Origin of the sequence: Mangrovactinospora gilvigrisea, from assembly GCF_001879105.1 — a bacterium.
GTDB classification, from domain to species: Bacteria; Actinomycetota; Actinomycetes; order Streptomycetales; family Streptomycetaceae; genus Mangrovactinospora; species Mangrovactinospora gilvigrisea.
Map to the genome: position 1 here is coordinate 14,888 of NZ_MLCF01000053.1, position 24,317 is coordinate 39,204.

A 24,317-nucleotide genomic window follows, 5' to 3' on the forward strand; every position below is an offset into this window, starting at 1 on the left:
AGTGACGACAGCCGGAGGTACGATCGCAGCCATGAACGCCTCCACGGCCCTCCTCACGGACCACTACGAGCTGACCATGGTCCAGGCCGCCCTCCGCAGCGGCGCCGCGCACCGCCGCTCCGTCTTCGAGGTCTTCGCCCGCCGCCTGCCGGACGGCCGCCGCTACGGCGTCGTCGCCGGCACCGGCCGGGTGCTGGACGCCGTGGAGGACTTCCGCTTCGGACCCGCGGAGTTGGACTTCCTCGCCGACAACCGCGTCGTCGACGAGCCCACCCTGCAATGGCTCGCCGACTACCGCTTCACCGGCAGCATCACCGGCTACGGCGAGGGCGAGACCTACTTCCCCGGCTCGCCGATCCTCACCGTGGAGGGCACCTTCGCGGAGGCCGTCGTCCTGGAGACGGTGCTGCTGTCGATCCTCAACCACGACTCGGCGATCGCCGCCGCCGCGTCCCGGATGACCGCCGCCGCCGGCACCCGCCCGCTCGCCGAGATGGGCTCGCGCCGCACCCACGAGGAGGCCGCCGTCGCCTCCGCCCGCGCCGCGTTCATCGCCGGCTTCTCCCGCACCAGCAACCTCGCCGCCGGCCACCGCTACGCCATCCCCACCATGGGCACCAGCGCCCACTCCTTCACCCTGGTGCACGACACCGAGAAGGACGCCTTCACCGTCCAGGTGGACGCCCTCGGCCGCGGCACCACCCTCCTGGTGGACACCTACGACCTGACGGAGGCCGTCCGCACCGCCGTCGAGGTGGCCGGCCCCGAGCTGGGCGCCGTCCGCATCGACTCCGGCGACCTGCTGCTCCTCGCCCACCGGGTGCGCCGCCAACTGGACGAGCTGGGCGCCGAGAAGACCCGCATCACCGTCACCTCCGACCTCGACGAGTACGCCATCGCCGCGCTCGCCGCCTCTCCCGTGGACGGCTACGGCGTCGGCACCTCCCTCGTCACCGGCAGCGGCCACCCCACCTGCTCGATGGTCTACAAGCTGGTGGCCCGAGAGGGTCGCGGCGCCGCGCCCGGCGACCCCCTCGTGCCGGTCGCCAAGCGCTCCAAGAACAAGCCGAGCCGGGGCGGCCGCAAGTGGGCGGCCCGCCGCCTGGACGCCGAGGGCGTCGCCGAGGCCGAGGTGGTGGGCCTGGGGGCGGAGCCGCCGGCCGACTTCCCCGGCCGCCGCCTGACGGTCCCTCTGGTGACGGACGGCGAGATCGTCGGCCGCGAGCCGCTGACGGCCGCGCAGCAGCGCCACGCCGCCTCCCGCGCGGAGCTGCCGATGTCGGCGACCCAGCTCTCCTCCGGCGAGCCGGTGATCCCCACCGAGACGGTGTGAACGCGCGGCACACCGCCGCCCGGGGGCGGCAGTAACGTAGAGGAATGCGGAGAGCCCTGATCGTCGTCGACGTCCAGAACGACTTCTGCGAGGGCGGCTCCCTGGCCGTCCAAGGCGGGACCGACGTCGCCGCCGGCGTCACCGACCTCGTCGCCGACCGCGACTGCGGGTACGACCACATCGTCGCCACCCGCGACTACCACATCGACCCCGGCGACCACTTCGCCGCCGAGCCCGACTACCGGCACTCCTGGCCGGCGCACTGCGTCGCCGGCAGCGAGGGCTCCGGCTTCCACCCGGCGTTCGCCCCGTCGGTGACGTCCGGCGCCGTGGAGGCCGTCTTCGACAAGGGCGCGCACGCCGCCGCCTACAGCGGCTTCGAGGGCGCCGACGAGAACGGCGTGGGCCTCGCCGCCTGGCTGCGCGAGCGCGAGGTGACGGAGGTCGACGTGGTCGGCATCGCCACCGACCACTGCGTCCGGGCCACCGCTCTGGACGCCGCGGCCGAGGGGTTCGGCACCCGGGTGCTGCTGGAGCTGACGGCGGGTGTGGCGCAGGAGACCACCGGTGCCGCCGTGACGGAACTGGAGGCGGCGGGCGTCCGCCTGGTGGGCAAGCCGATCGTCCGCCCCTGACGGACCGTCAGCCTGAGGCGGGCCTCCGCACCCGCTCCCAACTGGGCTTTCGACGCCTTGCGTTCGGATCGGCGCCGTCCGCTGTCCGCTCTGTGGGCAAGGTCTCAGCATTCCCGTTCGGAATTGACGCGATGTCATCCACGCATCGTCAGATCACGTTTCTGCTGGATATGACGGTGGCGTGCCGCCGTGCGCCCCCTGGTGCGCCCTGTGTGACTGCCGTGCACGATCGTGAGCGCTTCCAGCGGGGTAAGCACTGCCTTAGAGTCGATTGCGGGGCGCTTGCGGCAACGAGCGCCCCCGATCGTGCGATCCGGCAACCTCGTCAGACAACCCCTTTGTTCGCAACCCCGCGACCCGTAGGAAACCAGGAGGGCAACCCCATGCCTCGCCTGACAGCCGCTCAACTGACGTATGGGACGATCACCGTGGTTGTGGCGACCACGCTGCTGCTCGTCGCTTCCGGGGCGGGCAGCCTGCTCGCCGTCTTCGGGCTCACCTTGGTGGGCCTGGCACTGGGCGCCGCCGTGGCGTTCGGCGTGCGCCGCACCCAGACGAGTGCGGCCCAGCGCGCCGGCCGGTCGGTGACATCGACGTCATACCCCGTCACCGTGGTCCCCGAGGGCCGCACGGCGGGACGCGTCCGCGAGAGCACCCTCTCGCACCGCTGACTCCGTGGCGAACCGGTTCTTCTACCTCTGACCAATCCGACCGTTCAGCGCGTTCACGAGGCTCGGGCCCGGACGACCACCGTCCGGGCCGCCTTGTCGTGCAGGCACTGCCGGTACGGCTTGTCCCAGGTCTGCCAGAGGCCGTTGAGCAGCCAGAAGGCGATGCCGATGAGGCCGGCGGCGAGCAGGTAGGGGACGTAGTAGACGCAGGCGCGCAGCAGCGCGACACCCACGCCGGGGATCTCGGCCTCCCGGTCGCGCCGGGCGATCCGCACGTCGAAGAGCATCTTGCCGAGCGTCTGGCCCCACTTGGCGAACATCGCCGTCTCGTAGACGACGGCGAGCCCCACCTGGATCAGCGCGGCGGCGAGCAGCTGCGCCTTGGGCGCATGCGAGGCCGGGTCCACGGACGAGGTGTGGAACCCCCAGATGAGCCCGGTGATCAGCTGGCCGACGACGAGGAAGACCAGCACGAAGTCGACGGCCCGGGCGCCGAGCCGGCGGCCGAAGCCGGCCAGCGGCGGCAGCGCGGAGACCGGGGGGCGGCGCGGGTCCGGCACGGGATCGGCGGCGCCCATCCGCGGGAGGTCGTCGAGGGCGGAGGTCGCGGGCCGCGGCCCGTCGCTCTGGGGTGCGGGTGCGCTCATGTCGGACATTAGACCGCACGGCTGAGGATTATTGATCGGTCGTGCACGGATTATGTGTGCGCACGACCGCCGAATCACCCGTTCGGCGCGGCGTCCGCGACCAGTGTTCCGGCCGACCTGTCGTGCCCGCACTGGTGCAGCGGGCCGCGGGCCATCCGCCACAGGCCGAGCGGGATGCCGTAGAGCAGCACGACCGAGAGCACCAGCCGCACCCAGCGGCGCGCGGCCGCGCCGAACCCGGGCGGGCGGCGGGTGGCGGTGTCCAGCACGCGCAGGCCCATCAGCCGCTTGCCGGGCGTCCGCCCGGTGCGGGCGGTGGGCACGATCTCCAGCACCAGCACGACGGCGGCGAGGCCGGCGAGCAGGGTCAGCGCGTTGCCGAGCACGGCGCCGTCCACCAGCCAGACGGTGGACCGGCCGGCGGTGTCCTTCGCCTGGTCGATCTTCGACGCGATGTGGGCGGCGGTGGCCAGCCCCAGCGGCACCCCGAAGGCGGCGGCGAGGCCGAGCGCGAACGCGGTGTCCACCAGCCGCGCGAGGACGCGGGCGCGGGGCGCGCCGAGGCGCGGCCGCGGGGGCCGCGGCACGGGCCGCTCGGAGCGGACGCCCTGGCGGGGCGCGGCCGCGGCGGCGGCGGCCGGCTCGGGACGGTGCCCGACGCTGGCGGCCTCGTCCGACTCCTCCGCCTGCACGGCGAGATGGTGCACCCGCTCCGCCCACGAGACCTCGCCTGCGGCGGTGGGCGCGCTGTGCGTCGCGGGGGCGGCGCTCCCGCCTGCGGCGGCTCCGCCCAGGGCGCGCAGCGCCCCGCTCGGTGGGGGCTGCGGCGGCGCGGGGATCTCCGCGTCGGCCGCCGGCTCCGCGTCCGCCTCCGCCTCCGCCTCCGGCGAGGGCCCGGTCTCGTCGAAGATCCCCGGCCGCAGCGCGGGCCCGCCCGCGCCCGACCGGCCGCCCGGCACCCGCGCCCCCGTGCCCGCCCCGCCCCCGGGCTGCCGCCCGAGGGCGGCGCTCCGGCCTGCACCCCCACCGAGGTCCTGCGCACCCTCTCCGCCCGGAACTCGCCCCGATGCGTCCACCCCGCCGCCGACACCCGGCTGACGCCCCATCGGCGCACCCTGCCCCACACGGCCACCAAGCGCCTGCGCGCCCGCACCGCCCGGCACGCCCGCGGGCCCGACCGCGCCGGAGCCGTCCTGCGCGTCCACGTCGCCGGAACCCTGCCGCCGCCCCATCGGCGCACCCTGCCCGACGCGCCCACCGCGCGCCTGCGCGCCCGCGGCGTGCGCCGCCGGGTCCGCACCGCCGGACTGCCCGCCAGGCCAGCCGAACTCCGATCCGACGGCGCCGAGCTGACGCCCCGTCGGCGCGCCCTGGCCCATACGGCCGCCGAGCCCCTGCGCGCCCGCGGGCGAGTCGTCCTGCGCGTCCACACCGCCGGCTCCCGGCTGACGCCCCACCGGGGCGCCCCGCCCCGCGCCTCCACCGGGCGGTTGGGTGCCGGAGGCGTGCGCCGACGGGTACACCTCGTCGGACTGCTCCGCGGACCGGCCGGCCTCCCGACCGCCGGCCCCCGCCTGACGCCCCATCGGAGTGCCGCGCCCCACGCCCCCGCCGAGCGCCTGCGCGCCGCCACCGCCCGGGGCGCACTCCGACGGGTCCACACCGCCGCCGCCGAGCCGACCGCCCATCGGCGCGCCCTGGCCCGCACGCCCACCGCCGGCACCACCGGGCGCCTGCCCCGACAGATCCACTCCGCCGGGCTGCCCTCCGGACCAGCCGAACTCCGGCCCGCCGGAACCCGGCTGACGCCCCATCGGAGCGCCCGGGCCGACCTGGTCCGCCGTGCCGCCGACCACTCCCTGCCGATACCCCATCGGCGCCCCGCCGAGCGCCCGCGCGGCGCGCGACAGCGGACCGTCCTCGTCCACGCCGCCGGGCGCCTCGCCGCCCCCGCCCCGACGTCCCGTCGGCCCGTCCGTGCCGGGCCCGTGCGAGACGCCCGTCTCGTCGAAGATGCCCGGACGCAGCGGCGCGGGCTCCGACGCTCCCGTCAGCCCCGCCAGGGAGTCGGCGACGATCCCGCCGGGCGTGCCCTCGTCCCAGCGCTCCTCCCGCGGGTGGCCGCCGTCCGCCCCCGGGCCCGAGCCCCAGGAGACGTGCCGCCCCTGCGTGCGCCGCCGGACGTGCCACGCCCCGCCGCCGTCGTCCGCCGCACCCGGCACCTGCGCGTGCGCCTGCGCCTCGGGCGAGGGCTCCGCCGCCGCGGGCGCCTCCGTCGAGAGCCCCTCCACCCCGTCGAGGTACATCACCCCCGAGGCGTCGCCCGTCGGCGGCGGGATGAACCGCATCGACGGCCCACCCGCGGCCGCCGCCGCCCGCGCCGCGGCCGCGGGCGGCTCCAGCACCTCGCCATCCGCCGGGGCGGGCCGACTCGTGCCCGGGATCCAGGCGTTGCCGTCCCAGTACCGGACATACCCGGGCACGGACGGATCGGTGTAGTAGCCGGGCCCGGGCCCGGCCGCCTGCCCGCTCGCTCTCATACCTGAACCATTCGAACCGCTCGAACCGTAGGAGGACTCGTGGGACTCCATCGCCGGAATGACACCGCCACAACTCGCTCGGCACCCAGGACGTCGGCGCGCCGCACCCCCGGGTGGCCGCCGTCGTCCCGCGGAGCCCCGCCGAACACCTGACCACCAACCGTCGCCGCGCAGTGACCAACAGTAACGCGAACGCCCGAAAAAATTCCCCGAAACCGGCGTAAGAGTTGCGGGCCGACCCCCTCTCTCCTTCCGAACGCACCGTCACGACCCCGCGCCCGCAAGGCCGGAACGGAAGGAAACCCGCGCCATGGAGAACGTGGAGAACACCGTCGACCTCGACCTGGACATGTACCTGGTGCTCTCGCCGGAGCGCTCGGTCCGGGTCCCCGCGCGCCTCGGCTACAGCAGCTCCGACCCCTTCGCCGTGCACATGGTCTTCCACGTCGGCAGCGACTTCCCGGTCCGCTGGGTCTTCGCCCGCGAGCTGCTGGACGAGGGCGTCCGCCGCCCCTGCGGCTACGGCGACGTCCGCATCTGGCCCACCCGGGTGCGGGACCGCGAGGTGATCTGCCTCGCCCTCAGCTCCCCGGACGGCAACGCCCTGCTGGAGGCGGACCGCGAGGAGGTGCGCCGCTGGATCCGCCTCACCCACCACATCCTGCCGCCGGGCGAGGAGCAGCGCGCCCTCGCCCTCGACGCCGGCCTGGCCCGGCTGCTGGCGGACCAGTAAATGTCTGGAAGGGCCGCCCGAGCCCCCACTACTGTCGTATCAAATGCAGATGAATCCCCAAGAGAACCCCCAACAGCGCATCCGCGCGTCGAAGTTCCTGTCGCTGGTGCTGCGGCACCGGCCGGAGACCATCGGGGTCGAGCTCGACCCCGCCGGCTGGGTGGACGTCGACGTCCTGCTCGCCGCCTTCGCCGCGCACGGCCGCGGCCTGACGCGGCAGCAGCTCGACGAGGTCGTCGCCGGCAACGACAAGAGCCGGTTCGCCTTCGACGCGTCCGGCACCCGGATCCGGGCCAGCCAGGGCCACTCCGTCGAGGTCGAGCTGGAGTACGAGGACGCCGAGCCGCCCGTCGTGCTCTACCACGGCACCCACCCCCGGGCCCTCGCCGCGATCCGGCGCGAGGGCCTGCGGCCGATGAGCCGCCACGCCGTGCACCTGTCCCCGGACGCGGCGACCGCCCGCCGCGTCGGAGCGCGCCGCGGGCGGCCGGTGGTGCTGGTGGTCAGGGCGGGGGAGATGGCGGCGGACGGGCACCGCTTCCAGCGCAGCGCCAACGGCGTCTGGCTGACGGAGGCCGTCCCGCCCGCCTACCTCGCCTTCCCCGACCGCTGAACCACCGTCACGGCCCGGGTCCCGCCGGGGTCACAGGTTGCCGCGCCGCTCCTGCTCCCGCTCGATCGCCTCGAAGAGCGCCTTGAAGTTGCCCTTGCCGAAGCCCATCGAGCCATGCCGCTCGATCAGCTCGTAGAAGACGGTCGGCCGGTCCTGCACCGGCTTGGTGAAGATCTGCAGCAGGTAGCCGTCCTCGTCGCGGTCCGCGAGGATCTTCAGGTCGCGCAGCTCGTCCAGCGGGACGCGCGTCTCGCCGACCCACTCCCCCAGCGTGTCGTAGTAGGTGTCGGGGGTGTCGAGGAACTCGATGCCGGCCTCGCGCATCGCCCGCACGCTGCCGACGATGTCGTTGGTCGCCAGCGCGATGTGCTGGACGCCGGGGCCGCCGTAGAACTCCAGGTACTCGTCGATCTGCGACTTCCGCTTGCCCATCGCCGGCTCGTTGAGCGGGAACTTGACCTTGCGGGTGCCGTCCGCGACCACCTTGGACATCAGCGCCGAGTACTCGGTGGCGATGTCGTCGCCGACGAACTCCTTCATGTTGGTGAAGCCCATGACGCGGTGGTAGTAGTTCACCCACTCGTCCATCTTCCCGAGCTCGACGTTGCCGACGCAGTGGTCGATCGCCTGGAAGAACCGGTCCGCCTTGGGCTTCTCCGCGCCGGTCGCGACATAGCCCGGGCGGAAGGCGCCCTGGTAGCCGCTGCGCTCCACGAGGGTGTGGCGGGTGTCGCCGTAGGTGGCGATCGCGGCCGTCACGATCGTGCCGTCCTCGTCCTTCACCTCGCGCGGCTCCTCGAGGCCGCGCGCGCCGGCCGCCGTGGCGTGCTCGTACGCCGCCCGGACGTCCGGCACCTCCAGCGCCAGGTCGACGACGCCGTCGCCGTGCGCGGCGACGTGCTCGACGAGCCGGCGGCCCTCGTCGCTGCCCGCCTTCACCGCCGAGGTGAGCACGAACCGGGCCGAGCCGGACTCCATCACATAGGACGCCGACTCCGGGTGGCCCGTCTCCGGACCGCGGTAGGCGGTGCAGGTCATCCCGAAGCCGGCCGCGTAGAAGTGCGCGGCCTGCTTGGCGTTGCCGACGGCGAACTCCACCGCGTCCATGCCCTTGACCGGGAAGAGGTCGTCCTTGGCCACAACGCATCACCCTCCGTCTGACGTCACTGTCGTCCGTCCGGCATCCCGGGCCGGAACCGTTGCGGGCAGCGTGACCCGGGTCACCGCCGTGCGCAAGACTTCCGGTTTTCACTGGGCAGAGTGTCCAGCCCTCTGGCGCAATCTCCCGGGCGGTTGTACACCTTGACCATCGTTCGTCGGGCAGGGAGGCCAGTGTGGCGGAAGTGGACCGGGACGAGGGGGCGATCGATGTGCTCGACGCCCGGCTGATCCTGCTGCTGGACGAGGCGCCGCGGATCGGCGTCCTGGAGGCGTCCCGCCGGCTCGGCGTGGCGCGGGGCACCGTCCAGGCCCGGCTGGACCGGCTGCGCGCCCGCGGGGTGATCCGCTCGATGTCGCCGCAGCTCGACCCGGCGGCGCTGGGCTATCCGGTGACGGCCTTCGCCCAACTGGAGATCGTCCAGGGGCAGGGGCCGGCGGTGCGCGAGCACCTCGCCTCCGTCCCCGAGGTGCTGGAGGTGCACACCACCACCGGCACCGCCGACATGCTCTGCCGGCTGGTGGCCCGCTCCAACGCGGATCTGCAGCGGGTGATCGACCGGGTGGTGGGCTTCCGCGGCATCGTGCGGGCCGCCACCTCGATCGCCATGGAGAACCCGGTGCCCTACCGGGTCACCCCGCTGGTGCGCTCGGCGGTGTGACCGCCGGTCAGCAGGACGGGACGGAGCCGCCGGTGTGCAGGGCGCGCAGCGAGCCGATCGCGTCCTGCAAACTCACCACCGGCACCAGGCGCAGCCCGGACGGCAGGTTGGCCTTGGCGCTGGAGCACTCGCCCTTGGGCACCAGGAAGACGGTCGCCCCGGCGGCCTTGGCGGCCTGGGTCTTGAGCGTCGCCCCGCCCACCGGGCCGACCGCGCCCTTGGCGGTGATGGTGCCGGTGCCGGCGATGTCCTTGCCGCCGGTGAGGTCGCCGCCGTGCCCGTCGCCCTGGATCTTGTCGACGATGCCGAGGCTGAAGAGCAGGCCGGCGCTGGGCCCGCCGACGTCCGGCAGGTCGAGCGTCACCTTCACCGTGTCCGGGTCCAGCTTGAGGTAGGAGAGCGCCGCGGAGACCGCGGCCTGCTGCGACTGCTGCATCTCCTGCGCGCTCAGCTTGTTGAGCTGGGCGACGGACTTCCCGGAGGGGTAGATCGCGTCCCGCGGGACGACCGCCTGGTCGGTGGCGAACCACGCCCGGACGGCGTCCACCAGCGTGATCCGCGCGTCGGGCAGCGTCGCCCCGATGGTGGTGGTGCGCAGTTCACCGCTGGTCTGCCGGACGGGGTGGCCGGTGATGGTGATGACCGGCTTCCCCTTGGCGGTGCCGAGCGCGTCGGAGGCGTCCCCGGGCACCATCACCGAGTACGGCAGCGGCACCAGCAGCGCCACCGCGAAGAGCGCCGCGAGCAGCACCGCGGCCACGGCCGCGAGCGGCCCCTTTTTGCTCACCCATCCCGACACGCCCCCATCCAACCACGCGCGGGTCGGCCGCCGGCGCCGCACGCCGCCGACGGCGCCGCCACCGCACCGGCCCCCGGGCGGCGGGCCCTACCGCAGCGCGACGGACAGCCGCTCCGCGCCCTCGACCAACCGCTCCGCCAGCCCCCGCGGCACCGCCTCGCCCAGCAGCACCACCCCGAGCGCCGCCTCGACCCCCGCGACGCCCCGTACCGCCGCGGCCACGCCCCGCACCCCCGGCATCTCCTCCGCGACCGCGCATCCCGCGCCGCCGCCCCGCCGCGCCGCGGCGATCGCCGCCCCCGCCGCCCCGCAGGACAGCGGCCGGCGCAGCCCCACGCGGTAGGCGACGTGCACATCGCTCCAGGCCGGCTCCTCCACCGCGACGACCAGTCCCTCGTCGCCGTCCGCCACCGTCAGGTGCGCCGTCACCCCGAAGTCCTCGGTGAACGCCCGCAGCACCGGCAGCGCCGCGTCGGAGAGCAGCGGCTGCGCCCGCCCCGCCAGTCGTATCAGGCCCAGCCCGAGCCGGAACCGGTTGTCCGGCCCGCGCCGCACCAGGCGGTGCTGCTCCAGCGTCGCCAGCAGCCGGTAGACCACCGTGCGGTTGACGCCCAGCCGCTCCGCGAGGTCGCCGACGGTGAGCCCTCGCTCCTCCTCGGCGAGCAGCCGCAGCACCGACAGGCCGCGGTCCAGTGTCTGGGACGTCTCGGGCTGACCGGCCCGCCGGGGCGTGCGCGGACCGGCGGCCAGGACCGCCGCCACCGCGGCGCCGGAGCCCGCTCTCGAAACCGCTCTTGCAGAGTCGTTGCTGGTCATGGGCGCCCCCGGGGCATCCGGCGGCCCCGATGACCGGGCCGCGTCCGCAAGTTGGGGGAAATAGAAGCACGCCGCGACGGCCTACCGAAAGGGGATTCCGCATTTCGGATGCTCATACGCGCGTGAACTTCAGGCCGACCGCAGAAAAATGATCACGCCATCCGGGTCGCCCACTCCTGCAACTTGGCGATCCTCTTCTCCAGCTGCCCCGCCGTCGCCTCCGCGCTCGGCGGCCCCCCGCACGCCTTGCGCAACTCGGTGTGGACGACGCCGTGCGGCTTGCCGGTGCGGTGGTGCCACGCCGCCACCATGGTGTTGAGCCGCTTGCGCAGCTCCAGCAGCTGCTTGTGGGTGACCACCGGACGGTCCTCGGCCGGCTTCTCCAGCAGGTCGGCCTCCGCGTCCGGACGGCGGCGGCTGCGGGCGATCTGCTTGGCCTGCCGGCGCTGCAGCAGCATCTGCACCTGGTCCGGCTCCAGCAGGCCGGGGATGCCCAGGTACTCGTCCTCCTCCTCGCTGCCCGGATGCGCCTGCATGCCGAACTCGGCGCCGTCGAAGAGCACCCGGTCGAAGGTGGCCTCCGACTCCAGCGCCTCGAAGGACATCTGCTCGTCGGCGCCCGGCTCGTCCTTCTGCCGCTCGGCCTCCTTGAGGAGGTCCTCCTCCGGATGCAGGTTCTCCTCGCCGTCGTCCCGCTTGGGCCTGTCGAGGATGTGGTCGCGCTCCGCCTCCATCTCGCCGGCGAAGCCCATCAGCATCGGGATGGTGGGCAGGAAGACCGACGCGGTCTCGCCGCGCCGCCGCGACCGGACGAAACGTCCCACCGCCTGGGCGAAGAAGAGCGGCGTGGAGATGGAGGTGGCGTAGACGCCGACCGCGAGCCTGGGCACGTCCACGCCCTCGGAGACCATCCGGACGGCGACCATCCAGCGGTCGTCGCCGCTCGCGAAGTCCTCGATCCGCTTGGACGCGCCCGCGTCGTCGGAGAGCACCACGGTGGCGCCCTGCCCGGAGATCTCCCGCAGCATCTTGGCGTAGGCGCGGGCCGCCTCGTGGTCGGAGGCGATCACCAGCGCGCCGGCGTCCGGAATCTGCTTGCGCACCTCGGTGAGGCGCTTGTCGGCGGCGCGCAGCACATTGGGCATCCAGTCGCCGCGCGGGTCGAGGGCGGTGCGCCAGGCCTGGCTGATGGCGTCCTTGGTCATCGGCTCGCCCAGCCGGGCGGCGATCTCGTCGCCCGCCTTGGTGCGCCACCGCATGCTGCCCGAGTAGCTGAGGAATATCACCGGGCGGACGACGCCGTCCCGGAGCGCGTCCCCGTAGCCGTAGGTGTAGTCCGCCGAGGAGCGGCGCACCCCGTCCGAGCCCTCCGCGTACTGCACGAACGGGATCGGGTTGGTGTCGCTGCGGAACGGGGTGCCGGTGAGGGCGAGCCGCCGGGTGGCCGGCTCGAACGCCTCGAAGACCGCCTCGCCCCAGGAGAGCGAGTCGCCGGCGTGGTGGATCTCGTCAAGGATCACCAGCGTCTTGCGGGTCTCGCAGCGGTTGCGGTGCAGCATCGGCTTCACGCCGACGCCCGCGTACGTCAGAGCCACCCCGTGGTAGTCCTTCGACAGCGGGCCGGCCGAGTAGTCGGGGTCGATCCGGATCCCTATCCGGGCGGCCGCCTCGGCCCACTGCTTCTTCAGGTGCTCCGTCGGCGCCACCACGGTGATCTGCTGCACGACATGACGGTGCAGCAGCTCCGAGGCGATGCGCAGCGCGAATGTGGTCTTCCCCGCGCCGGGGGTGGCGACCGCGAGGTAGTCGCGCGGCGTGGTCTCCAGATAGCGGTCGAGGGCGGACTGCTGCCAGGCTCGCAGCTTGCCCGCGGTGCCCCAGGCGGCGTGGGCCGGGAACGCCGGGGACAGATGGCTCGCGGTGGTGGTCGTGTTACTCACGGTCTCCTGGGGACTCACGGAGAGGGGACGGACAACCCTGCCCACCCTAGCGGGTTGGGCTCCGGGTGGCGCGCCCCGAAGGGGCGCGGGGAACTGCGCGGGTGAGCGCGACGGCGCCGCCGGCCGAACCGGAGCCCGGGCTGCCGCGGCAGTGCCGGCGCGAACCCGTGCATCACGTCGCGCCGGCCCGTGTCCGCACCGCGAGGACGGCGCCGGTCAGGGCGATTCCGGCCATCGTCCAGTAGATCACCGCGAACGCGAGCGAACCGTCCCCCACGTGGCGCAGCGAGGCGAAGAACGCCCCGGCGAGGCCGGTGAGCATGACGTTCCCGAGGGAGTCGCAGACCTGCAGGGACGCCGAGTTGGCGCCGGCCTCCTCGGGCTTGGACAGGTCCATCATCTGCACGCTCAGGCTGGTGATCACCATGCCCATCCCGGCCCCGCCGACCGCCCAGGCCACCGCGACGACCCAGGCGGGCAGGGCGTGCAGCAGGCCGGCCGAGGCGCCGGCCACGGATATCGCCACCAGCACCATGGCGATCCGGTTGAGCTTCGCCCGCCCGCCCGGCCGGTGCACCAGCGGCGCGCGGGCCTGCAGCCGCGCCCCGGCCGCCCAGGTGAGCCCGCCGCCGGCGAGCGAGAGCCCGGCCAAGGTGGGCGAGATGTGCCGCTGCTGAACCAGCATCAGCGGGACGAAGCTCTCCGCCGAGATGAACGATCCCGCGGCGATCCCGCGGAGCAGGATCACCGACGGCAGCCCCCGCGCGGACCGGAACGTCCCGGCCGGCAGCAGCCGCACCACGCACGGCACCAGCAGCGCCGCCCCGACGGCGGCGGGCGCCAGCGCCACCCAGGACAGGTGCTGCCCGGCGTACTCCAGCAGCCCCGCGCCGACGGCCACGCCCAGCGCCAGCAGCACCCTCCGCCGGCCGAACGTCCCACCGCCGCCGCGCGGCAGCCGGCGCAGCCCCGGCAGCATCACCAGCACCGGGAGCAGCACCAGCACGGGTATGGAGAGGAACACCCAGCGCCAGCCGAGCTGCTCGGTCACCGTCCCGGAGACCAGCGGGCCGACGATGGACGGCACCACCCAGGCCGCCGAGAACGCGGCGAAGACATGCGGCCGCAACCGCTCCGGGAAGGCCTGCCCCACCACCACGTAGAGCGCGACGATCACCAGCCCGCCGCCGAGGCCCTGCACGGCCCGACCGAGCACGAACTCCCACATGGACAGAGACGTCCCGGCGATCACCAACCCGCCGGCGAAGACCCCGATGCCGGTGAAGAGCGGCACCAGCGGGCCCCTGGCGTCGCACCACTCCCCGGAGGCCGCCATCGCCAGCAGGCTGGTGGTGAAGAACCCGGAGAACGCGAACGCGTAGAGGCCCAGCCCGTGCAGCTCGCGCGCGGCGACCGGCATCGCGGTGCCGACGGCGGTCGCCTCGAACGCGATCAGGAACACCACCGAGACGATCCCCAGCGTCATCCGCCGATAGGCCCGCCCCAGCACCCCACCCTCAAGATCAGTCACCGAACCAGGCTAACGGCGCCGCCCCCCGCCACGGACCCCCGCGGACCCCGGACAGGACCTAGGACCGCCGCTCCACCGCATCCGCGCTCCGCACCGGAACCCGCTGCACCGCCCGCCCCGTCGCGCTCCGCACCGCCGCCGCCACCGCCGCCGGCGTCACCACCGCAGGAACGGCCCCGACCCCCTTGGCCCCGAACGTCGCCACCACGTCCCGCTCCTCCAGCAGCGCCGCCACCCGCACCACCGGCGCGTCCAGCGCCGTCGGCACGCGGTACCCGCCGAACGACGCGTTCACCACGCGCCCGCCGGCGTCCGTCCGCAGATCCTCCATGAGCGCCGCTCCGACCCCCAGCGTCACCCCGGCCTCGATCCGCGCCCGCACCTGACGCGGGTTCAGCGCCCGCCCCACGTCCTGCGCGACGGCCACTTCCACCACCCGCACCGAGCCGAGCTCCACGTCCACGTCCACCACGGCCCGCATCGCCGCGAACGCCAGGCCGGCGAACGCGTCGCCCTGCCCGTTCTCGTCCAGCGGTTCCGTCGGATGCGGTCGGTACTGCGCCGACGCCCACAGCTCGCGCCCCCCGAGCAGCTCGCCGATCGGCCGCGCGTAGCGCCCGTCGTAGGAGACCACCCGGTCGTCGCGGAGCGAGAGCAGCTCGACGCTCATGCCCAACTCGTCCGCCATCGGCTGGAGCAGCTGCTTGCGGACCATGCCCGCGGCCCGCTCCACCGCCCCGCCGGAGACCCACACCTGGCGGCCGCGCGCCGACGGGCCCGCCGCCGGCTGGTCCGAGTCGGCACCGGTGACCCGCACCCGCACCACGCCCAGCGTCTCGCGGACGATCTGCGCCGCGAGCGTGGCGAAGCCCGAACCGGTGTCCACGGCCGCGCACTCCACCACGCACTCCACGCCGGACGCCGCGCCCTCCAGGTCCTCGTAGACCGGCAGCACCCGCACGGTGGCCGTGGAGACCTCGTCGGCGCCCTCGATGCCCAGCAGCGGCACCATCCCGACCGCGAAGCCGATGCCGCGCCGCACCTGGGTGAGGTCGGCCGCGCCGCCGGTGCCGCCGGGCAGCAGCTCCTCGCCACCGTCCGCGGCGACCTCCGGGAGCGGCTCGGCCATCACCGCCTTGAGCAGATCGGCCACCGGCGCGGGGCAGGTGACGGTCTGCGAGGTCGGCATGATGTCGCCGGTCGCCAGCACATTGCGGGCCCGCATCTCCACCGGGTCCAGCCCGAGCTTCGCGGCGAGCTTGTCCATCTGCGCCTCGTAGCCGAAGCAGGCCTGCAGCGCGCCCTCGCCCGGCAGCCGTCCGGCGGGCGGGTTGGTGGTGCGCATCACCCAGCCGTCGACCCGGACGTGCGGCACGACGTACGGCCCGGCGGCGAGCGCCACCAGGGTGGCGAGGGTCTCCTCGGAGCCGTCGGCGTAGGGGCCGCCGTCCAGCACCAGCTGGCCCTCGACCTTGATCAGCCGGCCGTCGCGGTCGGCGTGGTGGCGGTAGCGCAGCACGGCCGGGTGCCGGTGGACGTGGCCGAGGAGCGCGTCCTCCCGGCTGAACGCCATCTTGACGGGGCGTCCGGTGCGCAGCGCCAGCAGGCCGAGGGCGGCGGTGAGGGAGATGTCCTCGCGCTCGCCGACCGCGCCGGGCACGCCGGCGGCCACCAGCCGCACCCGCTCCGGCTCCAGGCCGAGGAAGGCGGCGGCGCGGTCGCGGTCGCCGTGCGGGTCGGTGGAGGACAGGTGCAGCTCGACGCCGCCGTCCGGGCGCGGCACCGCGAGGCCGGCCTCGGTGCCGACCGGCGCCGGGTCCTGGCGGCCGATCCGGTAGAGGCCCTCGACGACCACCTCGCCGACGGCGGCCGGGTCGTCGGGCGCGCCGAACCGCAGCGGCAGGTGCCGCACCTGGTTGCCGTCCGGGTGCAGCGGCGGGGCGTGGAAGGAGCGCTCGGGGTCGGGGACCGGCTCCAGCAGCTCGTACTCCACCTCGACGGCGGCCGCGGCGAGGCGGGCGGTGTCGGGGTGGTCGGCGGCGACCGCGGCGACCGGCTCGCCGTGGTGGCGGACCACGTCGCGGGCGAGCACCGGCCGGTCGGCGACGGGCTCCCCGGTGAGCGGGTCGCCGGGGATGTCGGCGGCGGTGACGACGGCCTGCACGCCGGGCAGCCGGAAGGCGGACTCGGTGTTGATCCGGACGATCCGGGCGTGCGGGTGGGGCGAGCGGACGAGCGTGCCCCACAGCAGGCCCTCGGCCCACAGGTCGGTGGCGAAGGGGTAGGTGCCCATCGCCTTGGACATGGCGGTGTCGGCCATCGGCGAGGCGCCGAGGCCGTCGATCTCCTCCGCGCCGCCGGGCTGCGCGGGGACGCCCTCGGCGGGGGTCTCTTCGGTGGTGGTCACGCGGATGCTCCGTTTCCGTCCCCGGCGGCGTGCGCCTGCGCCGCGGCCTCCGCCTGCGCGTCGGCCGCCTCGGCGGCCTCCTGGCGGCGGCGCGCCACGGCGCGGACGGCGGCGAGCGCGCCGGAGTAGCCGGTGCAGCGGCACAGGTTGCCGGAGAGCCCGTCGCGGGCCTCGGCGTCGCTGGGGCGGGGGTTGCGGTCCAGCAGGTCCTGGATCGCCATGGTCATGCCGGGGATGCAGTAGCCGCACTGCACGGCGCCGTGCCGGGCCAGCTCGGCCTGGACGTCGGAGGGGACGCCGTCGCGGCCCAACCCCTCGGCGGTGCGGATCTCCTGATCGGTCGCCAGCGCGGCGGGCACCAGGCAGGACGCCACCAGGCGGCCGTCCAGCTGGACGGCGCACGCGCCGCACTCGCCCTCGGCGCAGCCGTCCTTGGCGCCGGCCAGCCCGAGGCGCTCCCGCAGGACGAAGAGGAGGCTCTCGCCGATCCAGCCGTCCTGGACGGTGCGGTCCTCGCCGTTGACGCGGAGGGTGTAGCTGGACGAGGGGTGCTCGCCGTCGCCGACCAGCGGCAGCGGCTCGTCATAGGCGTCGAACCCGCCGGGGGGCGCGCCGAAGCGGCCCGCCTCCGCGGCGGCAACGCTGTCGCCGCCGACGCCTTCCGCCAGCACCCCGACGGCCCCCTGCTCGGGCCCGCCGTGGCCCTGCGGGCCCCCTTGGCCCGGCACACCCTGCGGCCCGCCGAACCCCGGCCGCCCGCCGGGCCCGGCCATGCCGTGACCGTCGGTCCCACCGACTCCCTGTCCCGGCACGCCGTGGACGTCACCCTGCGGCCCGCCGAACCCCGGTCGGCCATCAGGCCCGGTCCCGGGCCCGCCGAGCCCCCCGGCGCTCTGTCCGGGCACGCCACGGCCGTCCGTCCCGCCGGGCCCCTGGCCCGGCACGCCGTGGCCGACGCCCTGCGGGCCACCGATACCGGACTGGCCCCTCTCGACAGGACCCGGACCCGGCACACCCTCCGGCCGGCCGCCCCCTGACTGGCCGTCAGGCCCGGCCCCGGGCATACCGCGGCCGTCCGACCGGCCAACTCCCTGCCCCGGCACACCAGGCGCGCCGCCAGGCATCCCCCGGCCATCCGACCCACCGGGCCCCTGGCCCGGCAGACCGTGGCCCTGCGGGTCACCGAACCCGGGCTGTCCCCCTTGGCCCGGCACGCCCTGCGGCCCACCGAACCCAGGCATGCCGTGGCCGTCGGTCCCACCGACTCCCTGCCCCGGCACACCAGGTGTGCCGCCGGGCATCCCACGACCATCCGACCCACCGGGGCCGGGCGCGCCCTGCGGGCCGCCGCTCCCCATCTGGCCGTCAGGTCCAGACATCACCTGGCCCGGCACACCGGGGCCCACGCCCTGCGGGCCGCCGAACCCCTGGCCCGGCACGCCGTGGCCCATGCCCAGGGCGCCGCCGCCGTCGTCGCCGTACACACCGCCGCCGCCGAAGGTGCCGGAGACGTCCTCGCCGACGCCGTGGCCGGAGGCACCGCCCATCGGGCCGTACCCGCCACCGCCGGCAATCGGGCCGGGCGCACCCGTCATCGACCGGCCGTCGCGCCCAGCGCCGCCGCTGCCGTACACGCCGCCGTCCGGGCCCGCGCCGAAGCCGTCGCCGCCCGGCGCCCCCGCAGCACCGCCACCGCCGGAGACACTCACCTCGCCCGGGCGGAACCGCCCGTCCGCGGAGCCGTAGCCCGCCGGGTCCGCGCCGTCCGCGGGCGGCACCGCCGGCAGCCCGCCGCCGTAGGAGTAGTCCGCCTCCGGCGAGGACGCCGCCGCGGCGACGCCCGCCGAGAACCGGCCGAGCGCCGACTCGCGGCCCGCGCCGTCGCCCGCCGAGCCCGCCAGCCACGACTCGTCCGTCACCGGCCGCAGCCGCGCCGTCTCCTCTGGGGAGGGGGACGAGGACTCCTCCCGGGGCGCCCTCGGCGCCCCGAGCCCGCCGGAGAGCAGGCCGGCCATCATTCCGGGGGCGATCCCGCCGCCCGAGGTCACCTCGTCGGACGGGGCCGGCGCCACGCCCTCCGGCAGCCCGCCGTGGACGTAGCCGGGGGTCGGCGCGTCGGCCGCTCCCGCGGTGGCGCCGCCCGCGTCGAGGCCGTGCCAGCTGCCCGGGTCCCACACCCCGGTGAGATCCCCGCCCTCAGACTCGAACATCGGGTCGAATCCCGCCGCCTCCGGCACCGCCGGAATGCCGGCCACCGGCGTCGCGTCGTCGCCCGCCGCGCCCGCCCCCGAAGACCCCGAAGGCCCCGACGGCCCGGAGGGCGACGGCTCGGGCGTCTCCGCCTTCTTCGCCAGCCACGGCACCGCCAGCGACTGAGTGGAGTCGGGCGACCAGTCCGCCGCACCGGGCAGATCCCCGCTCGGTCGGTTGTTCATGCCAACGCCCTTCCCAGTCCGCGGCGCGCCAGCACCGCGATCGTGCGGCGCAGCCGCTCCGCCGCCAGCGCCTCCGAGCGCGGCGCGCCCGCCGGCTCCGGCACGCACGCCGCCGCCACGTAGTCGCCGAAGGCGGCCAGCGCCTCGCGCGCGATCCGGCGGCCGCCGTCCCAGTCGATCACCGACGCCACCCACGCCTCCGCGTCCAGCGGACGCAGCGGCACCGGCGCCACCCCGCCCACCGCGCAGCGCACCCCGCGCCGCGCCGGGTCGAGCACCACCGCGACGGATGCGGCGGACCGCGACGGCCCCGTCCGCGCCTGCGCCTTCAGATAGACCTGCGGAGCGTGCAGCAGCGGCACCCGCAGGCAGACCAGCACCTCGCCGGGCCCGAGCGGATCCAGCCCGGTGAGCAGATGGCTGACGGGCACGTCCCGCCGCCCGGCCGACCCGGCGACCGTCACCTCCGCCTCCAGCGCCACGAGCACGGGCAGCGTGTCGGCGGTCGGCGCGGCGGACACCACATTGCCGCCCAGCGTCGCCGCGTTGCGGACGTGCGGCGGCCCCGCGGTCCGCGCCGCGGCCGCGAGCGCCGGGACGAGCGCGCCGAAGTCGGGCTGGCCGATGCGCGCGAGCGTGAGGCCGGCACCGAGCAGCGCCCGGCCGTCCTCCAGATAGCGCCAGCCGCGCATCTCCTTGACCCGGCCGAGCCCGACCAGCGCCTCGGGGCGCAGTCGGCCGGAGTTGATCGCCGGCATCAGGTCGGTTCCGCCCGCGACGGGAACGGCCGCCGGTACCGCGTCGAGCGCCGCGACCGCCTCGTCGAGGCTCCCCGGCAGCATGATCCTCGTTCTCACCGCTGCTGTACCCACTCGCTCCCTGACAACCCGGACAATCCGGACGGCCCGCAGTTCGCCGCGCACCGCGACTCGGACCCGGTATGCGCCAACTGTCCGAGTTTAGCGGCAGTTTGACGAGACGCGGGTCGCGTCGGCGGTACGCCGAGGACGCCGCACAAAGCGCCCCCTCCCCGCCAATCTCTCACGCCGCGGCCGTCGCGCGGGAGGGCCTACTTCTTGTCGCCGCCCTTGCCCGACTTGTCCTTGCCGCCGCCGCCCAGCGGCATCGTCTCGTAGATCTCCTTGCACATCGGGCAGACCGGGTACTTCTTCGGGTCGCGCCCGGGCACCCAGACCTTGCCGCAGAGCGCGACGACCGGCGAGCCGGACAGCGCGCTCTCCATGATCTTGTCTTTCTGCACATAGTGTGCGAACCGCTCGTGGTCGCCGTCTCCGTGCGAGAGGTCCGGCGTGGGCTCGACGAGGGTGTCCGCGCTGCCGGAGGTCCGCTCGGACTCAAGAGGAGTGCTCATGCCCTCCAGCATAGGAGCCACCCCTCGGCCGCGAAGCGCTCAGTTCATGGACGGGTCGTCCGGATACGTCGCCACCATCGCCAACTCGTTGCGCTGCCGCCGCAGTACCGCCCGCCACAGCCTTGAGGGGTCGGGCGAGAACGCGTCGCCCGGCTCGGACTCCACCACGTACCAGGCGCCCTCGGCGAGCTCCTCCTCCAGCTGGCCGGGCGCCCAGCCCGCGTAGCCGGCGAAGATCCTCAGGCCGCCCACCTCCGAGGCGAGCAGCTCCGGCGGCACGTCCAGGTCGACGAGGCCGATCGCGCCGTGCACCCGGCGCCACCCCATCGGTTCCGACTCGCCCGGCACCGCCGCCAGCCCCAGCGCCGAGTCGAGACCCACCGGCCCGCCCTGGAACACCACCGGCGGCCGGCCCGCCAGATTGGCCCACTGCGCCAGCACGTCGGAGACGTCGACCTGGGTGGGGCGGTTGAGCACCACGCCGAGCGAGCCCTCGTCGTCGTGGTCGAGCAGCAGCACCACCGCACGGTCGAAGTTCGGATCGGCGAGCACCGGCGTCGCGACGAGCAGCCGCCCGGTGAGCGAGGCAACCTCGGTCATGGCCACATGATCCCGCAATCCGCCGCCGCGCGGGACGGTTGCCGCAGACCTTCGCGGATTCCCCCCACGCGCGCGCCCGACCCGCCCGGACGGGAACCGCGCGAGCCCCCGATACCCTCTTACAGGGGTGGCGAAGGGACTAATGTGTCCCGCCACGCAACACCACCCCAGTCCTTGAGTCCCCCAGGAACGCGAAGACACACATGACCGACGACGACGTCCTCCTCGTGCACGGCGGCACCCCGCTGGAAGGCGAGATCAAGGTGCGCGGTGCCAAGAACCTGGTGCCGAAGGCCATGGTCGCGGCGCTGCTCGGCAGCGAACCCAGCCGGCTGCGCAACGTGCCCGACATCCGCGACGTCCGCGTCGTCCGAGGCCTGCTGCAACTGCACGGGGTCACCGTGCGCGCGGGCGACGAGCCCGGCGAACTGCTGTTGGATCCCTCACACGTGGAGTCCGCCAATGTGGCGGACATCGACGCGCACGCCGGGTCCAGCCGGATCCCGATCCTCTTCTGCGGACCCCTGCTGCACCGCCTCGGACACGCGTTCATCCCGGGTCTGGGCGGCTGCCACATCGGCGACCGTCCGATCGACTTCCACCTCGAGGTGCTGCGCCAGTTCGGCGCCACCGTCGAGAAGCGCCCCGAGGGCCTGTACCTCCAGGCCCCGCAGCGGCTCCGCGGCACCAAGATCCACCTGCCCTACCCCAGCGTCGGCGCCACCGAGCAGGTGCTGCTCACCGCCGTGATGGCGGAGGGCAGCACCGAGCTGAGCAACGCCGCGGTGGAGCCGGAGATCGAGGACCTCATCTGCGTGCTGCAGAAGATGGGCGCGATCATCGCGATGGACACCGACCGGACGATCCGGATCACCGGCGTCGACCGGCTCGGCGGCTACAACCACCGCGCCCTCGCGGACCGCCTGGAGGCCGCCTCCTGGGCCTGCGCGGCGCTCGCCACGCACGGCAACGTCTATGTGCACGGCGCGCAGCAGCGGACGATGGTGCCGTTCCTCAACACCTTCCGGAAGGTCGGCGGCGCCTTCGAGATCGACGAGGACGGCATCCGCTTCTGGCACCCGGGCGGCCAGCTGAAGGCCATCGCCCTGGAGACGGACGTCGCCCCGGGCTTCCAGACCGACTGGCAGCAGCCGCTGGTGGTGGCCCTCACCCAGGCCACCGGGCTGTCGATCGTGCACGAGACGGTCTACGAGTCCCGGCTCGGCTTCACCTCGGCGCTCAACCAGATGGGCGCCACCATCCAGCTCTACCGCGAGTGCCTGGGCGGCACGCCCTGCCGCTTCGGACAGCGCAACTTCCAGCACTCCGCGGTGATCAGCGGCCCGTCGCGGCTGCAGGGCGCCGAGCTGATCATCCCCGACCTGCGCGGCGGGTTCTCCTACCTCATCGCGGCGCTCGCCGCGGAGGGCACCTCCACGGTCCGCGGGATCAGCCTGATCAACCGCGGCTACGAGGACTTCATGAACAAGCTCGCCTCGCTGGGCGCCAAGGTCGAAACGCCGGGCTTCCCCGGCTGACGCCCCGTCAAAAAACGCAGAACGGCGGGTCCCGAAAGGGACCCGCCGTTCTGCGTGGAATCACTTACCGGACGCCGCAGACTTCAGCTTCGAACCGGCCGAAACCTTCACGCTGTAGCCGGCGGGAATCTGAATCGGCTCCCCCGTCTGCGGGTTCCGCGCCGTACGGGCGGCACGGTGGGTCCGCTCGAAGGTAAGGAAACCCGGAATCGTCAGCTTCTCGTCGCCCTTGGCGACAATCTCACCAACAACCTCGGCAAATGCGCCGAGAACAGCGTCGGCGTCCTTCCGGGTGACATCGGCGCGCTCGGACAGCGCGGCAACCAGCTCGCTGCGGTTCATTCTAACTCCTGTGGTCTGTCGCCTTCAGGGCACGGGCACAGCCCTTGCCCGCTTAGCGAATCCTGCCCCCAACTCATGCCGGAAAGCGAATCCGCCACCCCGCCGCTTCACACGAACGAGACGCAATCCGCACCCGGATGACGCCCTGTCGGGCGTCCCTGGGGGCGTGGCGGGCCCCGAAACCGGCCTGCGCCACTCTAAACCCCAGGCACCGCCCACCAGCGGCGGCGACGCGCCGACAGCCCGTCACAGCCGAACGGCTCAGCGCTGGATGACGCCCCCGCCGCCGACCGGACGGCCCTCGAAGGCCTCCGCCGCGAACGCCTCGGCCGCGGCGCCGTCCGGCTCCTCCTCGGCCCCTGCCCCGGCCACGCCGTTGGGCTTGGGCGCCTCGCCGCTGTCCTGCGCGGCCTGCCGCACCGCCGCCGCGACCACCTTGGAGACCTCGGGGTGGAAGACCGAGGGGACGATGTAGTTCGCGTTCAGCTGATCCTCCGAGACCACCGAGGCCAGCGCCCGGGCGGCCGCCAGCATCATCTCGGTGTTCACCGTCCGGCTCTGGGCGTCCAGCAGACCGCGGAAGACACCCGGGAAGACCAGCACGTTGTTGATCTGGTTCGGGTAGTCGCTGCGGCCCGTGGCGACCACCGCGGCGGTCTCCGCGGCGGCGGACGGGTCCACCTCCGGGTCGGGGTTGGCGAGCGCGAAGACCACGGCGCGGTCGGCCATCGCGGCGACGTCCTCGGCGGCCAGCACGTTCGGCGCCGACACCCCGATGAACACGTCGGCGCCGCGCACCGCCTCCTTGAGGCTGCCGGTGACGCCCTCGGCGTTGGTGTGCTCGGCGATCCAGCGCAGCGCCTCGCCGCCGCCCTCGCCCGCGATGTCGTCCCGCTTGGCGTGGACGACGCCGTGCACGTCCGCGACCACGGCGTTGCGCACCCCGGCGGCAAGCAGCAGCTTGAGGATGGCGGTGCCCGCGGCCCCGGCCCCGGACATCACCACGCGCACGTCCGCGATGTCCTTGCCGACCACCCGGAGCGCGTTGGTGAGCGCCGCGAGCACCACGATCGCGGTGCCGTGCTGGTCGTCGTGGAAGACCGGGATGTCCAGCGCCTCGCGCAGCCTCGCCTCGATCTCGAAGCAGCGGGGCGCGGAGATGTCCTCCAGGTTGATGCCGGCGAACCCGGGCGCGATCGCCTTGACGATCGCCACGATCTCGTCCGCGTCCTGGGTGTCCAGGCAGATCGGCCAGGCGTCGATGTCGGCGAACCGCTTGAAGAGCGCGGCCTTGCCCTCCATCACCGGCAGCGCGGCCTTGGGCCCGATGTTGCCCAGGCCCAGGACGGCGGAACCGTCGGTGACCACGGCCACCGAGTTCCGCTTGATCGTCAGGCGGCGGGCGTCCTCGGGGTTCTCGGCGATCGCCATGCACACCCGGGCGACGCCGGGGGTGTAGACCATCGACAGGTCGTCGCGGTTCCGGATGGGGTGCTTCGACTGCATCGAGATCTTGCCGCCGAGGTGCATCAGGAAGGTGCGGTC

General features: G+C 74.5%; 21 protein-coding genes. 7 read left to right on the forward strand and 14 right to left on the reverse strand.

What is annotated here, in order from left to right; all coding sequences use genetic code 11:
- Positions 1-31: 31 nt before the first annotated feature.
- The 3 genes from BIV57_RS11350 to BIV57_RS11360 all read left to right on the forward strand — a co-directional run bounded on the left by BIV57_RS11350 (position 32) and on the right by BIV57_RS11360 (position 2,639).
- Entirely contained in the window at positions 32-1,333 is a 1,302-nt protein-coding gene (locus BIV57_RS11350; protein ID WP_071656615.1) for a nicotinate phosphoribosyltransferase, read from the forward strand.
- Between the two features lie 44 nt (positions 1,334-1,377).
- Positions 1,378-1,968 (forward strand): isochorismatase family protein, encoded by a 591-nt coding sequence (locus tag BIV57_RS11355; protein WP_071656616.1) that lies wholly within the window; start codon positions 1,378-1,380, stop codon positions 1,966-1,968.
- Positions 1,969-2,351: 383 nt separating this feature from the next.
- Positions 2,352-2,639, forward strand: coding sequence for a hypothetical protein (locus BIV57_RS11360; protein WP_071656617.1), 288 nt, complete (start codon positions 2,352-2,354; stop codon positions 2,637-2,639).
- A 53-nt stretch (positions 2,640-2,692) separates the two neighbouring features.
- Here the strand turns inward: BIV57_RS11360 and BIV57_RS11365 are convergent, their stop codons facing one another.
- Complete coding sequence (locus BIV57_RS11365; RefSeq protein WP_175548728.1) at positions 2,693-3,286, reverse strand: RDD family protein; 594 nt, start codon at positions 3,284-3,286, stop codon at positions 2,693-2,695.
- A gap of 74 nt (positions 3,287-3,360) precedes the next feature.
- Positions 3,361-5,826: an RDD family protein gene (locus BIV57_RS26410; protein WP_071656619.1), complete on the reverse strand. Its 2,466-nt coding sequence runs from the start codon at positions 5,824-5,826 to the stop codon at positions 3,361-3,363.
- Between the two features lie 310 nt (positions 5,827-6,136).
- Here BIV57_RS26410 and BIV57_RS11375 point away from each other — a divergent pair, with 310 nt between their 5' ends.
- Both BIV57_RS11375 and BIV57_RS11380 read left to right on the forward strand, forming a co-directional pair.
- Positions 6,137-6,559 (forward strand): SsgA family sporulation/cell division regulator, encoded by a 423-nt coding sequence (locus BIV57_RS11375; RefSeq protein ID WP_245797563.1) that lies wholly within the window; start codon positions 6,137-6,139, stop codon positions 6,557-6,559.
- A gap of 49 nt (positions 6,560-6,608) precedes the next feature.
- The gene (locus BIV57_RS11380; protein WP_071656630.1) at positions 6,609-7,172 is read left to right on the forward strand and encodes an RNA 2'-phosphotransferase; all 564 of its coding nucleotides are present in this window, start codon (positions 6,609-6,611) and stop codon (positions 7,170-7,172) included.
- 30 nt (positions 7,173-7,202) lie between these two features.
- Here the strand turns inward: BIV57_RS11380 and hppD are convergent, their stop codons facing one another.
- Positions 7,203-8,279, reverse strand: coding sequence for a 4-hydroxyphenylpyruvate dioxygenase (gene hppD / locus BIV57_RS11385; RefSeq protein WP_079170232.1), 1,077 nt, complete (start codon positions 8,277-8,279; stop codon positions 7,203-7,205).
- Between the two features lie 227 nt (positions 8,280-8,506).
- Between hppD and BIV57_RS11390 the strand changes: the two genes are divergently transcribed.
- Positions 8,507-8,992, forward strand: a complete 486-nt coding sequence (locus BIV57_RS11390) for an Lrp/AsnC family transcriptional regulator (RefSeq protein ID WP_245797565.1) — start codon at positions 8,507-8,509, stop codon at positions 8,990-8,992.
- Positions 8,993-8,999: 7 nt separating this feature from the next.
- Here BIV57_RS11390 and BIV57_RS11395 read toward each other — a convergent pair whose 3' ends face one another.
- From BIV57_RS11395 to BIV57_RS11435, 9 genes are all read right to left on the reverse strand, one after another.
- Positions 9,000-9,791 (reverse strand): S16 family serine protease, encoded by a 792-nt coding sequence (locus tag BIV57_RS11395; RefSeq protein ID WP_245797567.1) that lies wholly within the window; start codon positions 9,789-9,791, stop codon positions 9,000-9,002.
- An 87-nt stretch (positions 9,792-9,878) separates the two neighbouring features.
- The gene (locus tag BIV57_RS11400) at positions 9,879-10,607 is read right to left on the reverse strand and encodes an IclR family transcriptional regulator (protein ID WP_079170230.1); all 729 of its coding nucleotides are present in this window, start codon (positions 10,605-10,607) and stop codon (positions 9,879-9,881) included.
- A gap of 152 nt (positions 10,608-10,759) precedes the next feature.
- The gene (locus tag BIV57_RS11405) at positions 10,760-12,547 is read right to left on the reverse strand and encodes a DEAD/DEAH box helicase (protein WP_071656622.1); all 1,788 of its coding nucleotides are present in this window, start codon (positions 12,545-12,547) and stop codon (positions 10,760-10,762) included.
- A 172-nt stretch (positions 12,548-12,719) separates the two neighbouring features.
- Positions 12,720-14,033: an MFS transporter gene (locus BIV57_RS11410; RefSeq protein WP_079170233.1), complete on the reverse strand. Its 1,314-nt coding sequence runs from the start codon at positions 14,031-14,033 to the stop codon at positions 12,720-12,722.
- Positions 14,034-14,136: 103 nt separating this feature from the next.
- Positions 14,137-16,485, reverse strand: a complete 2,349-nt coding sequence (locus tag BIV57_RS11415) for a xanthine dehydrogenase family protein molybdopterin-binding subunit (protein ID WP_419185703.1) — start codon at positions 16,483-16,485, stop codon at positions 14,137-14,139.
- Positions 16,482-18,920 (reverse strand): 2Fe-2S iron-sulfur cluster-binding protein, encoded by a 2,439-nt coding sequence (locus tag BIV57_RS25585; protein ID WP_245797569.1) that lies wholly within the window; start codon positions 18,918-18,920, stop codon positions 16,482-16,484. Before BIV57_RS25585 ends, BIV57_RS11415 begins: the two co-directional genes overlap by 4 nt.
- Entirely contained in the window at positions 18,917-19,762 is an 846-nt protein-coding gene (locus tag BIV57_RS11425; RefSeq protein WP_175548729.1) for an FAD binding domain-containing protein, read from the reverse strand. The genes BIV57_RS25585 and BIV57_RS11425 overlap by 4 nt, the downstream gene beginning before the upstream one ends.
- A gap of 227 nt (positions 19,763-19,989) precedes the next feature.
- The gene (locus tag BIV57_RS11430; RefSeq protein WP_071656635.1) at positions 19,990-20,292 is read right to left on the reverse strand and encodes a DUF3039 domain-containing protein; all 303 of its coding nucleotides are present in this window, start codon (positions 20,290-20,292) and stop codon (positions 19,990-19,992) included.
- Between the two features lie 39 nt (positions 20,293-20,331).
- A complete protein-coding gene (locus BIV57_RS11435; protein WP_071656625.1) occupies positions 20,332-20,892 on the reverse strand; it encodes a YqgE/AlgH family protein in 561 nt (186 codons plus the stop codon).
- 203 nt (positions 20,893-21,095) lie between these two features.
- Between BIV57_RS11435 and murA the strand changes: the two genes are divergently transcribed.
- Positions 21,096-22,430 carry a UDP-N-acetylglucosamine 1-carboxyvinyltransferase gene (gene murA, locus BIV57_RS11440; protein ID WP_071656626.1) on the forward strand — a complete coding sequence of 445 codons (1,335 nt, stop codon included), beginning with the start codon at positions 21,096-21,098 and terminating at the stop codon, positions 22,428-22,430.
- Between the two features lie 60 nt (positions 22,431-22,490).
- Here the strand turns inward: murA and BIV57_RS11445 are convergent, their stop codons facing one another.
- Positions 22,491-22,772 (reverse strand): HU family DNA-binding protein, encoded by a 282-nt coding sequence (locus tag BIV57_RS11445; RefSeq protein ID WP_071656627.1) that lies wholly within the window; start codon positions 22,770-22,772, stop codon positions 22,491-22,493.
- A gap of 261 nt (positions 22,773-23,033) precedes the next feature.
- Positions 23,034-24,317, reverse strand: a 1,284-nt coding sequence (locus BIV57_RS11450) for an NAD(P)-dependent malic enzyme (RefSeq protein ID WP_079170231.1), incomplete at its 5' end; no start/stop codon positions are given.

Excerpts from the sequence above, each read along its gene's own strand:
- BIV57_RS11350 (WP_071656615.1), top strand. The coding sequence starts at position 32 with ATGAACGCCTCCACGGCCCTCCTCACGGACCACTACGAGCTGACCATG.
- BIV57_RS11355 (WP_071656616.1), top strand. The coding sequence starts at position 1,378 with ATGCGGAGAGCCCTGATCGTCGTCGACGTCCAGAACGACTTCTGCGAG.
- BIV57_RS11360 (WP_071656617.1), top strand. The coding sequence starts at position 2,352 with ATGCCTCGCCTGACAGCCGCTCAACTGACGTATGGGACGATCACCGTG.
- BIV57_RS11365 (WP_175548728.1), bottom strand. The coding sequence starts at position 3,286 with ATGAGCGCACCCGCACCCCAGAGCGACGGGCCGCGGCCCGCGACCTCC.
- BIV57_RS26410 (WP_071656619.1), bottom strand. The coding sequence starts at position 5,826 with ATGAGAGCGAGCGGGCAGGCGGCCGGGCCCGGGCCCGGCTACTACACC.
- BIV57_RS11375 (WP_245797563.1), top strand. The coding sequence starts at position 6,137 with ATGGAGAACGTGGAGAACACCGTCGACCTCGACCTGGACATGTACCTG.
- BIV57_RS11380 (WP_071656630.1), top strand. The coding sequence starts at position 6,609 with ATGAATCCCCAAGAGAACCCCCAACAGCGCATCCGCGCGTCGAAGTTC.
- hppD (WP_079170232.1), bottom strand. The coding sequence starts at position 8,279 with ATGGACGCGGTGGAGTTCGCCGTCGGCAACGCCAAGCAGGCCGCGCAC.
- BIV57_RS11400 (WP_079170230.1), bottom strand. The coding sequence starts at position 10,607 with ATGACCAGCAACGACTCTGCAAGAGCGGTTTCGAGAGCGGGCTCCGGC.
- BIV57_RS11410 (WP_079170233.1), bottom strand. The coding sequence starts at position 14,033 with ATGACGCTGGGGATCGTCTCGGTGGTGTTCCTGATCGCGTTCGAGGCG.
- BIV57_RS25585 (WP_245797569.1), bottom strand. The coding sequence starts at position 18,920 with ATGAACAACCGACCGAGCGGGGATCTGCCCGGTGCGGCGGACTGGTCG.
- BIV57_RS11425 (WP_175548729.1), bottom strand. The coding sequence starts at position 19,762 with ATGCTGCCGGGGAGCCTCGACGAGGCGGTCGCGGCGCTCGACGCGGTA.
- BIV57_RS11430 (WP_071656635.1), bottom strand. The coding sequence starts at position 20,292 with ATGAGCACTCCTCTTGAGTCCGAGCGGACCTCCGGCAGCGCGGACACC.
- BIV57_RS11435 (WP_071656625.1), bottom strand. The coding sequence starts at position 20,892 with ATGACCGAGGTTGCCTCGCTCACCGGGCGGCTGCTCGTCGCGACGCCG.
- murA (WP_071656626.1), top strand. The coding sequence starts at position 21,096 with ATGACCGACGACGACGTCCTCCTCGTGCACGGCGGCACCCCGCTGGAA.
- BIV57_RS11445 (WP_071656627.1), bottom strand. The coding sequence starts at position 22,772 with ATGAACCGCAGCGAGCTGGTTGCCGCGCTGTCCGAGCGCGCCGATGTC.